Origin of the sequence: Streptomyces sp. HNM0575 (assembly GCF_012726265.1) — a bacterium.
In the GTDB taxonomy this organism is placed as follows: domain Bacteria; phylum Actinomycetota; class Actinomycetes; order Streptomycetales; family Streptomycetaceae; genus Streptomyces.
Genome location: NZ_JAASAG010000003.1, coordinates 190,165 through 205,475, shown reverse-complemented (window position 1 = coordinate 205,475; position 15,311 = coordinate 190,165). Strand labels below are relative to the sequence as shown.

8 protein-coding genes are annotated in these 15,311 nt (G+C 72.4%); 1 reads left to right on the top strand and 7 read right to left on the bottom strand.

Annotated elements, in window-relative coordinates; genetic code table 11:
* The first annotated feature begins 46 nt into the window (after window positions 1–46).
* The gene (locus tag HCC61_RS08895) at window positions 47–5,938 is read left to right on the top strand and encodes a TIR domain-containing protein (RefSeq protein ID WP_169134761.1); all 5,892 of its coding nucleotides are present in this window, start codon (window positions 47–49) and stop codon (window positions 5,936–5,938) included.
* 45 nt (window positions 5,939–5,983) lie between these two features.
* On the opposite strand, the gene HCC61_RS08890 is transcribed toward HCC61_RS08895, so the two are convergent.
* From HCC61_RS08890 to HCC61_RS08860, 7 genes are all read right to left on the bottom strand, one after another.
* Window positions 5,984–7,159 (bottom strand): CaiB/BaiF CoA-transferase family protein, encoded by a 1,176-nt coding sequence (locus tag HCC61_RS08890; protein WP_169134760.1) that lies wholly within the window; start codon window positions 7,157–7,159, stop codon window positions 5,984–5,986.
* 61 nt (window positions 7,160–7,220) lie between these two features.
* Window positions 7,221–8,789, bottom strand: a complete 1,569-nt coding sequence (locus HCC61_RS08885; protein ID WP_169134759.1) for an NCS1 family nucleobase:cation symporter-1 — start codon at window positions 8,787–8,789, stop codon at window positions 7,221–7,223.
* 124 nt (window positions 8,790–8,913) lie between these two features.
* Window positions 8,914–9,918 carry a TIGR03842 family LLM class F420-dependent oxidoreductase gene (locus HCC61_RS08880; protein WP_169134758.1) on the bottom strand — a complete coding sequence of 335 codons (1,005 nt, stop codon included), beginning with the start codon at window positions 9,916–9,918 and terminating at the stop codon, window positions 8,914–8,916.
* A 56-nt stretch (window positions 9,919–9,974) separates the two neighbouring features.
* Complete coding sequence (gene hydA / locus HCC61_RS08875; protein WP_169134757.1) at window positions 9,975–11,381, bottom strand: dihydropyrimidinase; 1,407 nt, start codon at window positions 11,379–11,381, stop codon at window positions 9,975–9,977.
* The gene (locus HCC61_RS08870) at window positions 11,378–12,730 is read right to left on the bottom strand and encodes an aspartate aminotransferase family protein (protein ID WP_169134756.1); all 1,353 of its coding nucleotides are present in this window, start codon (window positions 12,728–12,730) and stop codon (window positions 11,378–11,380) included. Before HCC61_RS08870 ends, hydA begins: the two co-directional genes overlap by 4 nt.
* Window positions 12,730–13,572, bottom strand: coding sequence for a nitrilase-related carbon-nitrogen hydrolase (locus HCC61_RS08865; RefSeq protein ID WP_169134755.1), 843 nt, complete (start codon window positions 13,570–13,572; stop codon window positions 12,730–12,732). The genes HCC61_RS08870 and HCC61_RS08865 overlap by 1 nt, the downstream gene beginning before the upstream one ends.
* 227 nt (window positions 13,573–13,799) lie before the next feature.
* Window positions 13,800–15,230: a hypothetical protein gene (locus HCC61_RS08860; protein WP_169134754.1), complete on the bottom strand. Its 1,431-nt coding sequence runs from the start codon at window positions 15,228–15,230 to the stop codon at window positions 13,800–13,802.
* Between the last annotated feature and the right edge of the window lie 81 nt (window positions 15,231–15,311).

Here is a 15,311-nt window from a genome sequence, read left to right as displayed (position 1 = left end):
CGTACCCGGGATGCCCGCACCGTGCCCGTGCTCCTACGATGCTGGCATGACGGACAACGGGGAACTCGCAGCGCACACGCGGGACTTGGACTTCTTCATCAGCTACTCCCCGGCGGACGAGCAGTGGGCGTCATGGATCGCCTGGACGCTGGAGGAGGCCGGCTACCGCACGGTGATCCAGGCGTGGGACTTCGTGCCCGGCACCAACTTCATCGACTTCATGGACCGCGGGGTCAGCGAGTCCGTCGCCGTCATCGCCGTGCTCTCCAGCCACTACGGGCGCTCCACGTACGGGCGCATGGAATGGCAGGCCGCGCTGCGCGCCGAGCCGGAGGCGCCGGAGCGCAAACTGCTGACCGTACGGGTGGAGGACGTCCCCATCGAGGGTCTGCTCGCCACGATCACGTACGTCGATCTCGTGGGCGTCACCGACACCGAGACGGCGCGCAGCATGCTGCTCACACGCGTCGGTCAGGCAGTCGAGGGCCACGCGCGCCCGCCGCTGCGCCCCGGCTACCCCGGCGGGACGCCCTCCGGCGAGGTCCCGGGCCCGCGCGCACCGCTCGATGCGGACGGCGGCCGGGAGGCCGACGCACAGCGCCCGCTGGGCCGCACGGGCTGGTCGGGGCGGCGGCGGCCCGCCAGGGCACCGCAGTATCCGGCCGGGCCCGGCGGCGGCACGACGCCACGGGGCACCGTGTCCGTACTGCATGTGGCGGGGCCCAACTTCGGCCGCGGACGCGAACCGGAGGCGCTGCTGCGGGAGATGTGGAGCGACCTCGTCGAGCTGAAGGACGCCGGTGCCCCCGCGCCCGACCTCCTCGTCGTCTCCGGCGACCTCACCGCGTCCGGCAGCCCGCGCGAATGCGACCAGGCCCTCAGCTTCCTCACCGGGCTGCGCTCCCAACTCGACCTGCCGCCGCAGCGGTTGGTGGTGGTGCCGGGCACCCAGGACGTCAGCCAGGCCGCCTGCCTGGGCTACTTCCACACCTGCGAGGCCGACGAGGTGCCGCCGCAGCCGCCGTACTGGCCCAAGTGGCGCCACTACACACGCCTGTTCCGCGGCCTCTACCACGGGATGGACACCGTCTTCGAGAGCGACCAGCCGTGGACGCTGTTCCCCGTGCCCGAACTGCACACCGTCGTCGCCGGGTTCAACTCCTCGATCGCCTTCAGCCACCGCACCGACGACCAGTACGGCTTCCTCGGGCGCGACCAGGCGACCTGGTTCTCCGAGGCGCTGCGCACCTACGAGGACGAGGGCTGGCTGCGCGTCGGCGTGGTGCGGCACCCGCCGGCCGAGGGGCGGCAGCGCCCGGGCGACGCACCCGGCGGGCCCGGGCCGCTGCGCGACGCCGGCACCTTCGCCCGGTTCACCGCGCGCCGGCTGCACCTCGTGCTGCACGGCCCCACCGGCGGCCCGCGCACCACCGCGTCGGAGCCTTCGTACGCCGAACTGTCCACCCCGGCAGGCGAGTTGCCGCTCTTCGGCTCGGCCGCGCCCGCGCGGTGCGAACTGCTGCGCATCGGGCCCAGCGGCGTCACCCGGTGGAGGGACGAGGCGGGCGGCCAGCCCACGGACTTCCCCCTCGAATGGCGCTCGGCCCACCGGGTCTTCGCCGTGCCCGACGAGCCGGCGGCGCCCCTTCCGCCGGAGGCGGCGCCGGAAGCCGACAGGGACAACCGCCCGCTCGACGAGCCCGCCGACTCGCTCGCCGAACGCGTGCGGGAGGTGTGCCGCGCCCGGCGCGAGGGCGTCCGGCTGCGCGACGTGCCCAGGCGCGACGCCGAGGACATGGTCCAGCTCATGGCGACGTGGCACGAGGAGGGCGTGGTCCGCCAGCAGCGCATCGCGATCCACCCGGGCACCCCCGCCGAGGAGGACGTCGACCGCTTCGTCGCGCAGGCGCACGCCACGGACACCGGCTCTGAGGCGGAGATTGTCCACGAGGGGCCGGCTCCCGAGCGCGCGCTGCGGGAGCGCGCGAGCCGCCGCGGCGTCCGCGTCCGCAGCTTCCTGGAGTTCCAGGGCCTGCTGGATCTGCGCGCGTACGTCGCCGCCCAGACGGCACGCCTCGCCGCCGACGACCGCTACCGGCCGGGCCTCTATCTGCCCGGGCGCTACCGCGACGCCGAGCGCCCCGACGGCGAGGAGCGCGACGGCCTCGTCGAGAACATGCTGGACCTGCTCGCCGCGGACCACGGGCGGTTCATACTGCTCCTCGGCGACTTCGGGCACGGAAAGACCTTCGCCCTGCGGGAGTTGGCGCGCCGAATCCCCGAACAGCTGCCGCACCTCACGCCGTTGCTCATCCCGCTCAACACCCTCGACCGCGCGCACAGCCTCGAAGGTCTCGTCGCCGCACACCTCGCCGGCAACGGCGTCGACACCATCGACCTGCGGGCGCTGCGCTACATGCTGGGCCAGGGCCGCGTCGTGCTGCTCTTCGACGGCTTCGACGAACTGGTCAACCGTGTCAGCTACGACCGTGCCGCCGACCACCTCCAAGTGCTCCTCGACGCGTCCGTGGACAACGCCAAGATCGTCGTCAGCAGCCGCACCCAGCACTTCAAGTCGCAGTCGCAGATCCTCACGGCGCTGGGCGAACGGGTCGGGATGCTGCCGAGGCGGCGCGTGCTCTCCCTCGTGGGCTTCGCCCCGGCGCAGATCCGCACGTACCTCGTCAACCGGTACGGCGACGAGGAGGCCGCGGAGCAGCGCTTCCGCCTCCTCCAGAACATTCCCGACCTGCTGGAGCTGTGCGCCAACCCGCGGCTGCTCAGCTTCGTCGCCGACCTGGGACCCGAGCAGCTGCGCGCCGTCGCGGGAGCCGGCAGGGCGCTCAGCCCCGCCGGTCTCTACGAGGACGTCTTCACCGCGTGGCTCGAATTCGAGGAGCGCCGCGGCCAGGGCGGGCCCGGCGCCGCCCCGGGGCTGAGCACGGAGCACCTGTGGGCCGCCGTCACCGCTCTCGCGCAGCGGCTGTGGGAGAGCGGCCGCAGCGCGCTGCGTCTGGACGAGCTGACGGAGACCCTCAGCGGGCTGGCGGGCGGCAGCTCGATGTCCACGCAGGAGAGCGCCCAGGCCGTCGGCGCGGGCAGCCTTCTCGTACGCACGGAGGACGGGCTCTTCCAGTTCATCCACGGGTCGGTCGTCGAATGGCTCATCGCACGCGAGGCCGCGGCCCAACTGGGCCGCGGCGACGACACGTTGCTGGCGGCCCGCCCGCTGACGCAGCTCGCCGTCGAGTTCTTCTGCGACCTTGCCGACCACGCACGCTGCACGGCGTGGGTGCAGGAGGTGCTCAACTCCCCCGGCCCCCGCACGAGCGAGGCCGCCCGCGCCAACGCGGTGCGCGTCATCGACCGTCTGCGGGTGCCGGCCGACGCCGATCTGCGCGGCGCACGCCTCGTCGGCGAGGACCTCTCGGCCCGCGACTTCTCCGGCGTCGACCTCACCGGCGCCGACCTCACCGACACGCGCCTGCTGGGCACCGGCCTCTCCGGAGCGGTGCTGCGCGACGCGCGCCTCGTCGGGGCCCGGCTCGACGAGGCCGATCTCAGCGGCGCCGACCTCACCGGCGCGGACCTGCGCCGGGCGCGGCTCATCAGGACGGATCTACGCGGCGCGCACCTCACGGACAGCCGCTGGAACCGGGCCGCGCTGATCGACGCGGTCACCGACGGCACGCCGGCGCCGGAGCTCGCCACGGCCGCGGTCGCGCCGGGCATGCCGGTCGAGGCGGGGCTGCGCCCGTCGGCGGTGGGCGTGCCGTACGGCTTCGACATGCGTACCAGCCGGCTGCCCGAGCCGATCTCCTACAGCCCCGAGGGCGAACTCCTCGCCGTGGGCAGCGAGGACGGCGGCGTACTGGTCTGCGCGGCGGACACCGGCCGTGCGGTGCGCACCCTGCACGGGCACGAAGGCCGGGTCTACGCCGTGAAGTTCCGCGCGGACGTGCTCGCGACGGGAGCCGCGGACGGCGAAGTACGCCTGTGGGACCCGGTGTCGGGCCGCTGCCTGCACCGGCTCGAAGTCCATCCCGGCGGTGTCTGGCCCGTGTCCCTCGACGCCGGGGGCCGGATGCTGGCCACGGGCGACAGGGAGGGCCTGGTGACGCTGTGGAACGCGACGGGTCCCGACGCCGGACAGCCCGTGCACCGCCTTCCCGGCCACGCCGTTCCCGTCTACACGGCGGCCTTCTCCCCCGACGGCGGCATCCTCGTCACCGGCGACGCGGACGCCGTGCTGCGCGTCTGGGACACCCGCACGGGACGCTGCACGGCCGAGCTGCACGACCACCAAGGCGCCCTCTACCGGGCCAGGTTCAGCCCCGACGGCACCCTGCTGGCCACCGGCGACCGCGGCCCGGACGGTCACGGCACCGTACGCGTATGGGACATGACGGACTGCGCGGTGCGGCAGGGCGCGGAGGGCGGACGACCGCGGCTGCTGCACGAGTTGACCGGCCACTCAGGGCACGTCTACACCCTCGACTTCCACCCCTCCGCCGAACTGCTCGTCAGCGGCGACACCGACGGCAGGGTCCGCCTGTGGGACCCGCGCACCGGTACGGAGGCGGGGACGCCGGAGCGCTGCACCGGAGCCGTATACCAGGTGCTCTTCGGCGACGAGGGACGCCTGCTGGCCGCCTGCGACAGCGACGGGACGGTACGGATGTGGCGGGTGGCCCCCGCAGGCGGCGGGCACTCCGTGACCCTGCTGCCCCAGCAGCCCCTGGAACACCGCGGCTCCGCCTGGGCCTGCGCCTTCCGCCCACAGGACCGGCAGCTGCTCACCGTCGGCAACGACGGCGGCGCGCAGATCTGGGACGCCGGCACGGGCCAGGGCAAGCGGATCCTCCGCGGCCACGGACGCCGCGTGAACACCCTCGCCTTCAGCCCGGACGGCACCCGCCTGGCCACCGGGGGCAACGACGGCCTGGTACGGATGTGGGACGCCCGGACCGGCCGCCGCACCGCCGAACTCGCGGGCCGCGGCGACCGGTTGGTCTCCGCGGTCTTCAGCCCGGCCGGTCCCGTGCTGGGCACCGCCAGCAACGACGGCGACGTCTATCTGTGGAACGCCGAGAACGGCGAATACCTGCGGGAGATCGACGTCGAGACCGACCACACGTGGGCGGAGGCCTTCAGCGGCGACGGGGAACTCCTCGCCACCGCCAACGACGACGACACCGTACGGCTGTGGTGGCGCAGCACCGGCGCGCACGTCACGACGCTGACCGAGCACCGCGGCCGGGTGCGCTCCATCGCCTTCCGCGGCGACAGCGAGCTGCTGGCCACCGGCTGCGACGACAGTCGCGTACGGCTGTGGGAGCCGTACACCGGACGCCTCGCCGCCGCACTCGAAGGCCACTCCGACCGCGTGTACGCCGTGACCTTCTGCTGCGGCGACAGCGCGCTGCTGAGCGCCTCCTGGGACGGAACGGCCGTCGTCTGGGAGGAGAACGGCGAGCGCCGTCACGTGCTGCGCGGTCACCGCGGCCGGCTGTGGACCGCGGCGGCGCACCCGCACCGCCCGCTGCTGGCGACCGCGGGCGACGACCGCGCGATCCGGCTGTGGGACGCGGACACCGGCGAGACCACGGCGCGGCTCACCGGGCACACCGGCCGCATCCACACGCTCGCCTTCAGCCCGGACGGCTCGCTGCTTGCGAGCGGCGGCGAGGACGGCACGGTCCGCCTGTGGAACCTCCACGACGAGGACGGGCAGCCGGCTGCCGCCCCCGGCCTCCGGGCCACCCTGCTCGGCCTACAGGGCGGCTGGGCCGCGCTGACTCCGGGCGGCGGATACAAGCACGAGGGCGACGTGGCGGGCGAGTTCTGGCATGTCGTCGGCATGACGCGCTTCGCGCCCGGCGACCTCGACGCCTACCTTCCGGGCGTCCACCGCATCGCCCTCAACGCGGAGTTGTGACGCGTCCCGCGGCGGCCACAGCGATCTTGGCCGCCACGGCCGGTCTCAGGCGGCTCCCTTGGCGACCAGCGCGTCGATGTCGTCGGCGGTGAGGCCGAGTTCGCCGAGGATGGCGCGGGTGTGCTGCCCGAGTTCCGGCACCGGATCCATCCTGGGCTCGCCGGCGACCATGCCGGGCAGGGCCATGGACGGCACCGGGCCCGCCGGGGTGCCGACCTCGTGCCAGCGTCCGCGCGCGGCGAGTTGAGGGTGGTCCCACACCTCCGCCATGGAGTTGACACGGGCGTGGGCGACCGGGACCGCGGCGAGCGCGTCCATCGCCTCAGTGCTCGTCAGTTCGGCGAACCGATTGGAGATGACGGCGGCCAGCGAGTCGCGGTGTTCGTTGCGGTCGGCGTTGGTCGCGAACTCCGGGCGGTCTGCGAGGCCGGGCTGCCGCAGGAAGCTCTCGCAGAACCCCCGCCATTCACGCTCGTTCTGGATGCTCATCATCACGACCTTGCCGTCGCCCGCCGTGAACGGGCCGTACGGGTAGATGGTCGCGTGCGCGGCGCCCGCGCGCACCGGCTGCTCCGCGCCCCCGTAGGAGTAGTAGAGCGGGAAGCCCATCCACTCGACGGTGGCCTCCAGCATCGATACGTCGATGTGGGTGCCGTCGCCGGTGCGCCCGCGCTCCAGCAGGGCGGCGAGAACGGAGCTGTAGGCGTACATGCCCGCGGCGATGTCGGACACCGAGACGCCCACCTTCGCCATGTCCTCGCCGTCGCCGGTGACGGACAGCAGCCCGGCCTCGCTCTGCACCATCAGGTCGTAGGCCTTCATGGTCCGGTACGGCCCCGGGGAGCCGTATCCCGAGATGTCGCAGACGATCAACGAGGGCTGTGCGGCCCGCAGTTCGGCGGCGCCGAATCCCGCGCGGGCGGCGGCGCCGGGCGCCAGGTTCTGGATGAAGACGTCGGCACCGGACAGCAGCCGCCGCAGTGCGTCCCTGCCGCCCGGGTCCTTGAAGTCGAGCGTGAGCGACTCCTTGTTGCGGTTGACCCAGACGAAATGGGAGCTGAGGCCCCGGGTGCGCGAGTCATAGGCCCGTGCGAAGTCGCCCGTGCCCGGGCGCTCCACCTTGATGACGCGTGCGCCCAGATCGGCGAGATGACGGCTGGCGTAAGGAGCGGCGATGGCCTGCTCCAGCGAGACCACGGTGACTCCGCGGAGGGGCTGCATGTCCTTCCCTTCCTCTCGGCTGTGGCTTCCCTGGGTGCCGCCTCGGCGCGGGGGTGCCTCCTCAACTCCCGACGGCGTCCCCACGCGGCGGGCTGACCCGCGTCAGCGCCACGTACACCAGCAGTGAGCTGGCCACTCCGACCGCCCAGCCGTAGTCCGCGAGCGGCTGGAGGAAGGGGATCAGACCGTCCGCGGGGAAGGGCCCCTTGCCCTTCGCCGAGTAGGAGCCGCCGACCGCGAGCAGCCCGCCGACGATGAACGCCGCGACCGCGCGCCAGTTCCAGCCCGCGGAGTACCAGTAGGCGCCGCCCTCCCGGTAGAGGTCCGCGAGGTGCAGGCGGGTGCGGCGCACCAGCCAGTAGTCGGCGATCAGGATTCCGGCGACGGTGCCGAGGAGCCCGCCGACGGTGCCGAGCCATGTGTAGATGTACAGCTCGGGCGTCTCCGTCAGCTTCCACGGCATGATCACGACGCCCACGACACCCGTGATCAGCGCCCCCGTACGGAAGTTGACGAACCGCGGCGCGAGATTCGCCAGATCGTACGCGGGCGAGACGACGTTGGCCGCCAGGTTCACGGAGATGGTCGCGACGAGCACGGTGATCAGCGCGAACAGCAGCCCGAAGACGTTGTCGGTCTTGCCCGCGAGCTTCACCGGGTCCCAGATCGACGTCCCGTACACCACCTGCGAACCGGAGGTGACGAAGACCGACAGCAGCGCGAAGAGCGTCATCGTCGTGGGCAGGCCCAGCGACTGGCCCCACACCTGGGCGCGCTGTCCGGCGCCGAAGCGGGTGAAGTCGGGGATGTTGAGCGACAGCGTGGACCAGAACGCGATCATGCCCATCAGGGACGGGAAGAAGACCGGCCAGAACTCCGGCCCCCAGCCCAGCTTCGACGGCTCGTCCAGCAGCGGCCCGAAGCCGCCGGCCTTGACGGCCATCCACGCCAGCAGCACGAGCGCACCGACGATCACGAACGGCGCCGCCCAGTTCTCGAAGCGGCGCAGCGTCTCCATCCCCCGGTAGATGATGGCGAGTTCGAGCGCCCAGAACAGCACGAAGCACAGCCACAGCGTCCACGGCTGCCCGCCGATCTTCCCGGCCTCCGCCCAGCCGCCGAAGATCTTGCCGAGCAGCACGAAGATGCCCTGTCCGCCGATCCATGTCTGGATGCCGAACCAGCAGCAGGCCACGGCCGCCCGGATCAGCGCCGGCAGGTTGGCCCCGCGCAGCCCGAACGAGGCGCGTGCGAAGACGGGGAAGGGAATGCCGTACTTGGGTCCGGCGTGACCCGTCATCAGCATCGGCATCAGCACGATCACGTTGGCCAGCGCGATGGTGAAGACGGCCTGCTTCCAGTCCATTCCGAGCGCGACGAGGCCCGAGGCGAGCAGCCAGGACGGGATGTTGTGCGCCATGCCGATCCATACGGCGGCGAAGTTGTACGTCGTCCAGCGGCGCTTCGACAGCGGCACCGGCCGCAGGTCGGCGTTGGCGAACCGGCTGCCCTCCGGTATCGCCCCTTCGGGCAGCTCCACCCGGCCGTCGGGGTGGGTGAGCTGCTCAGCGGTGCCGGTGCCGGGCGCGCCCTGCGGGCCCGGTGCGGCGGTCGGAACGGTCCCGGTCATGGCACACACCTCTTCGACTCGGTGCTGGTCTTCGGTTGTGGGGGGGGGTAGGGGCGGTCTGCGGCCGGCGGCCTGGGCGCCAGAGGCGGGGGCACGCTGCCGCGCCCCCGCCGCCGTGCCGGTCTCAGTCGTTCAGCGCGGGGATGACGTCGCGCCCGTAGGCGTCGATCACCGCCTCCGTCGCGTCGTGCATCGCGTACACCGCGAACTGGTCGACGCCCAGGTCCCGCAGCGTCCGCAGCTTCTCGATGTGCGCCTCCGCCGGGCCCAACAGGCAGAAGCGGTCCACGACTTCGTCCGGCACGAACTCCGTGTCCGGATTGCCCGCACGGCCGTGGTGCGCGTAGTCGTAGCCCTGGCGGGACTTGATGTAGCTGGTCAGCGCCGCCGGTACGAGGTCGGAGTCCTCGCCGTAGCGGGCGACGAGGTCGGCGACGTGGTTGCCGACCATCCCGCCGAACCAGCGGCACTGCTCCCTCGCGTGCTGGAGATCGTCGCCGACATAGGCGGGGGCCGCGACACAGACCGTGACGTCGTCCGGGTCGCGGCCGGCCTGGGCGGCGGCGACCCGTACCGCCTTGACCATCGACTCCGTCAGATAGGGGTCGGCGAGCTGGAGGATGAAGCCGTCCGCCTCACGGCCCGCCATGGCAAGTGCCTTCGGCCCGTACGCGCCCATCCACACCGGGAGCCTGCTGCCCTCCTTCACCCACGGGAACTTCAGCGGCGTACCGTCGACGACCGCCTCCCGGCCCTCCGCCAGGTCGCGGATGGCGGTCATCGCAGCGCTGACCTGCCCGAGGGTGTTCGGCTTGCGCCCGGCGACGCGCATCGCCGAGTCGCCCCGGCCGAGGCCGCACACGGTGCGGTTGCCGTACATCTCGTTGAGGGTGGCGAAGGTGGAGGCGGTGACCTCCCAGGCGCGGGTGCCGGGATTGGTGACCATGGGGCCGACGATCAGCCGGTCGGTGTTGTCCAGCACCCGGCTGTGGATGACGAACGGCTCCTGCCACAGCACCACCGAGTCGAAGGTCCAGCCGTAGCGGAAGCCCTGCCGCTCGGCACGGCGCATCAGGCCCACCGTCCGCGAGCCGGGCGGGTCCGTCTGGAGTACGAGTCCGAAGTCCATGCCCTGTCCGTCCCTTCTGTTCAGGCACATCTGTTCAGGCACAGCAACCGCTGTCTTCAGTCGAGGAGTTGGCACAGACCGCGCGGGGTGTACTGCCCGTGCCCCGCACGTCCTGTGTAGGTGCGCCTGTCGACGACGGTCTCGCCGCGCGAGAGCACCGTCTCGACCTGCCCGGTGATCCGCTTGCCTTCGTAGGCCGAGTAGTCGACGTTCATGTGGTGCGTCTCGGCGGAGAGGGTCTGCTCGGCTCCGGGGTCGTAGACGACGAGGTCGGCGTCCGAACCGGGCTGTAGCGTCCCCTTCTTGGGGTAGAGCCCGAACATCCGGGCCGGGGTGGCGCAGGCGAGCTCGATCCAGCGGCGGCGCGAGATGTGCCCTTCGAGCACGGCCTGGTGGAGCAGGTCCATGCGGTGCTCGACGCCGGGCATCCCGTTGGGGATCTTGGAGAAGTCGCCGCGGCCCAGCTCCTTCTGGCCGACGAAGCAGAACGGGCAGTGGTCGGTGGAGACCACCTGGAGGTCGTTCGTGCGCAGCCCGCGCCACAGTGCCGCCTGGTGTTCCCGGGGCCGAAGCGGCGTGGAGCAGACGTACTTGGCGCCGCCGAAGTCGGGTTCCGCCAGCTTGTCGACCGTCAGGAACAGGTACTGCGGACAGGTCTCGCCGAACACCGGAAGCCCCTTGTCGCGTGCTCCGGCCAGCTCGGCGACGGCCTCCTCGGCGGAGACGTGCACGACGTACAGCGGTGAACCGGCCACCCGCGCCAGCTGGATGGCGCGGTGCGTGGCCTCCGCCTCCAGCAGCGCCTTGCGCACCTCCCCGTGGTAGCGGGGGTCGGTGCGGCCCTCGGCGAGGGCCTGCTCGACGAGCACGTCGATGGCGATGCCGTTCTCCGCGTGCATCATCGTCAGCCCGCCGTTGGCGGCGGTGCGCTGCATGGCCCGCAGGATCTGCCCGTCGTCGCTGTAGAAGACACCGGGATAGGCCATGAACATCTTGAAGGAGCTGATGCCCTCCTCCACGAGGAGGTCCATCTCCTTCAGCGTCCCCTGGTTGACGTCGGCGAGGATCATGTGGAAGCCGTAGTCGATGGCGCACTGCGCGTCGGCCTTGGCGTGCCAGCGGTCCAGTCCCTCGCGCAGCGAGTGCCCCTTCTGCTGGATGGCGAAGTCGACGATGGTCGTGGTGCCGCCCCAGGCCGCGGCCCTCGTGCCCGTCTCGAAGTCGTCGGAGGAGAAGGTGCCGCCGAAGGGCATGTCCATGTGCGTGTGACCGTCGACGCCGCCCGGGATGACGTACTTGCCGGTGGCGTCGATGCTCCGCTCGGCGGTCCAGCCCTCCGCGACGCTGCTTCCCGTGGCGGCGGTGGCGACGACGCGTCCGTCCTCGATCAGCACGTCCGCGTGTGTCTCGTCGGACGCGGTGATGACGAGTCCCCCGCGAACGACCGTACGTGAGTGCGTCATTGAGTGCTCTCCCCTCCCAGCTCGTTGTCGGCCGTGCGCAAGGCCTGCTCAAGGATCTCGGCGCCCTCCTCCGCCTCCGCGACGGTGAGGGTCAGCGGCGGCGCGATGCGCAGCACGCTGCTGGTGGCGTGGCCGCCGCCCTTGCCGATGAGCAGGCCGCGCTCGCGTGCGGCCTCCAGCACCAGCGAGGCCGCCTCCGGCGACGGGGCGCCGGTGTGCGGGTCGACCAGCTCCACACCGGCCATCAGGCCGCGGCCGCGCACCTCCCGTACGACGCCGAGACCCGCCGACGCGGCCCGCAGCCGCTCCAGCAGGAGACCTCCGACGCGGCGGGCGTTGCCCTGAAGGTCGTGCTCCAGCAGGTAGTTGAGGTTCGCGTTGCCGGCGGCCATGGTGACGGGGCTGCCGCCGAAGGTGGAGATGGAGTTCGCCGGAAGGCAGTTCATGACCTCGGCACGCGCCACGACGCCGCCGATCGACATGCCGTTGCCGATGCCCTTGGCGAAGGTGAGCATGTCGGGCGGCCCGGCCCCGTCGTGTGCCTGCCATCCCCAGAAGTGCTCGCCCGTACGGCCCCAGCCGGTCTGCACCTCGTCGCTGATCCACAGAATGCCGTGTTCGCTGAGGACTTCACGGAACGCGGCGAGGAGGCCGTCGGGCGGCGAGGTGAACCCGCCGACGCCCTGCACCGGTTCGGCGATCAGCGCCGCGACGTCGCCGCCGGTCTGGCCGAGCATGTCCGTCAGGTCCGCGGTGCACGCATCGATGAACCCGGCGTCGTCCAGGGCCGCGTAGGGACCGCGGGTGCGCACGCCGCCGTGCACGTAGAGCGTCTGGAGCGGCGAGAGGGTGGTGGGCGACCAGGAGCGGTTGCCGGTGATGCCGACCGCCGAGAAGGAGCGCCCGTGGTAGCTGTTGCGCAGCGCCAGGATCTGGTTGGAGCGACGGTGGGTGGTGGCCAGCAGCAGCGCCGTGTCGTTGGCCTCCGTACCGGAGGTGGTGAAGAAGACCCGGGCGTCCGGGATGCCGGACAGGGCGGCGATGCGCTCCGCCAAGTCGACCATGGGACGGTCCAGATACAGCGTGGAGCTGTGCAGGATGCGGCCCGCCTGCTCGCTGACGGCCTTGGTCACCTCGGGCAGCGCGTGCGCCGTCATGGTGGTGAGGATGCCGCCGAAGAAGTCGAGGTAGCGGTTGCCCTCGCCGTCCCAGACGTACCGTCCCTCGCCGTGGGTGATCTCCAGCGGCCGGTCGTAGTAGAGCGCGAGCCAGTCGGGCAGTACGGCGCGGGTGCGCTGGAGGAGGGCCTCCGGATCCGGGGAGTGGCCTGCCGGTTGCGCAGTGCTCATCAGGGCCGCACCAGCCCCTCGTAGGCGTCGGGCCGCCGGTCTCGGTAGAAGGCCCACTGCCGGCGCACCTCGTCGATGACGTCGAAGTCGAGGTCGCGGACGAGGAGTTCCTCCTCCTTGTCGCTGGCGACGTCGCCGACGAACTGGCCGCGCGGGTCGACGAAGTAGCTCGTGCCGTAGAAGTCGTTGTCGCCGTACTCCTCGGTGCCGACGCGGTTGATGGCGGCGATGAAGTACTCGTTGGCGACGGCCGCGGCGGGCTGTTCCAGCTGCCACAGGTGGCTGGAGAGGCCGCGGGAGGTGGCGGAGGGGTTGTAGACGAGCTGGGCGCCGGCCAGGCCGAGTTCGCGCCAGCCCTCGGGGAAGTGGCGGTCGTAGCAGATGTAGACGCCGATCCGGCCGACCGCGGTGTCGAAGACGGGCCAGCCCAGGTTGCCGGGCTTGAAGTAGAACTTCTCCCAGAAGCCCGGGAGTTGGGGCAGGTGATGCTTGCGGTACGTGCCCAGCACCGTGCCGTCCGCGTCGATGACGGCGGCGGTGTTGTAGTAGAAGCCGGACTGCTCGACCTCGAAGACGGGGACGACCACCACCATTCCCGTCTCCCGCGCCAGCTCCTGCATCCGCCGCACCGTCGGCCCGTCCGGGACGGGTTCGGCCCACTTGTAGTGCTCGGCGTCCTGCACCTGGCAGAAGTACGGGGCGTTGAAGACCTCTTGGAAGCCGATGACGCGTGCGCCCTGCCGGGCGGCCTCGCGCGCGTACCGCTCATGCTTCTCGATCATCGAATCTGTGTCGCCTGTCCAGGTCGCCTGCACGAGGGCGGCGCGCACAACGTCGGGCATGAGCAGCTCCTTTGCCGGGAGGTCAAGGCCATTCGACACGCGTAGATCCACGTGAGAATGTGACCGTAGGTCGGGTCTCGCACGGTGGCAAGGGCATCGGCGCCACGTCGCCCGACGGATCTCGCTCCGCGAACCGGTACGGGCGCGCGGCGGGGGCCGCCCGTCCGCGGCCTACCAGGGACGACGAGCGACGGCGCGGCGCCGTGCGAAGCTTTGCCGTCACGCCGTCACAGCTCCCTCGGCACGCCGGGTAGCCCTTCGACCCGCAGGGCGTGGGCGACACTTCGGCACTGCTCGTGGGAGAGGGTGCGGGCCGCCTCCAGCACGAGGCCGACGAGCACCGCCGGTCCGGCGCGCGCCACCTGCACGGCCCCCGCCGGCGCCCGGAAGCGGAGCATCGCGGCGAGAAGCTCCACGGCCTCGTGTCCGCGGCCCGCATGGTGCAGCGCCAGCGCGGCTTCGGCGATCTGCTCCGGCGGACGTGAGACGCCCTGGCGGAGCATGCGCGTGCTCTCCTCGCCCCGGCCCAGTGCCGACAGCGCGCAGGCGGCCTCCACGAACCCGGCGGCGGGCAGCACCGCGGCCTCCCACAGCAGGATCCCCACGTCCGAGCCCAGTCCGCGCCGCTGCAACTCGTCGACCAGCACGGCGAGCCGCAGGGGCCGCCATTGCGCCGCCTCGCACAGCAGGGCGTACGCCGTGCCGCCGTCTCCGACCTGCCGCAGCGCGATCAGCCGGGCGGCGGCCTCGCTCGCGGCGACGCGCGCCGCGGCCGCCTCCTCGCGGGCGGGCAGCGCCGTGGCCGTGCCCGCCCCCGCGGGCTGCACCGCACCGGCGAACCGTGCGCCGCGCGGGGCGACTTCGCCGCTCCGCCCGGCGCCGTCGTGGGTGCCGGGCGTCCGGTCCCCGAGAGGGGCCAGATCCGGCGAGGGGGCTCCAGGGGGCACGATCGGGGCCGGTCCCGGGGCATCCGGCTCCTCTACGGCGCCCGCAAAGCGGGAACCGCCCGTGCGCATCCGCCGCTTGGGCGGCGCGGCCTTCTCGCGGACGGCCTCCCCCACGGCCTCCGGCACGGCCTCGGGCGCAGTCTCCGGCACGACCCCGGCCCCGGCCCCGGGAGCGGCCGTGCGCGCGACGTCGTGGGGCACGCCCCGGGAGGCGTCCGCGGCGCCCGCGGCGTCCGCGAGGCGGGCCCGCAGTTCCACGCAGCGCGACTCGACACGTGCGTGATAGTCCCGGGCCAGGGCCAGTTCCGAGCCGCCGTCCGGCTCCAGCGTGCGTACGCGAGCCGCGGCCTGGTCCAACTCCCGGACCGCCGCGGCGAGTCGGTCACGCAGCACCGGCTCACCACCGGTGTGCAGGTCGTACGCGGCGACGGCCGCCCGGTGCAATGGACGCAGGCGCTCCTCCAGCCCCCGGGCCGTGCCGGTGCCGTGCAGCCGCCCGAGATCCTCCAGCAGCGAGGCCACCACGTCCCAGGGCGCCATCTCGCGCCCCGACAGGCACTCCCGCAGGCCGTGCGGATCGTGCTCCCTGAAGACGGCGAACCATCCCGTCCCGGGGTCCAACCGCCGGGCCAGCGCGACCAGTTCGGCAGCATAGGCGCGCACCGCGTCTGGAGGCTGCCGGACGGTCGCCGGAGCGGACACTTCTGCCATGCCCCGCATTGCACACCCGCCGTGTTACCGCGGGTGTTACCGCAACGCTACGGACGGCTTTCGTACGCGCTCCCGGCGACC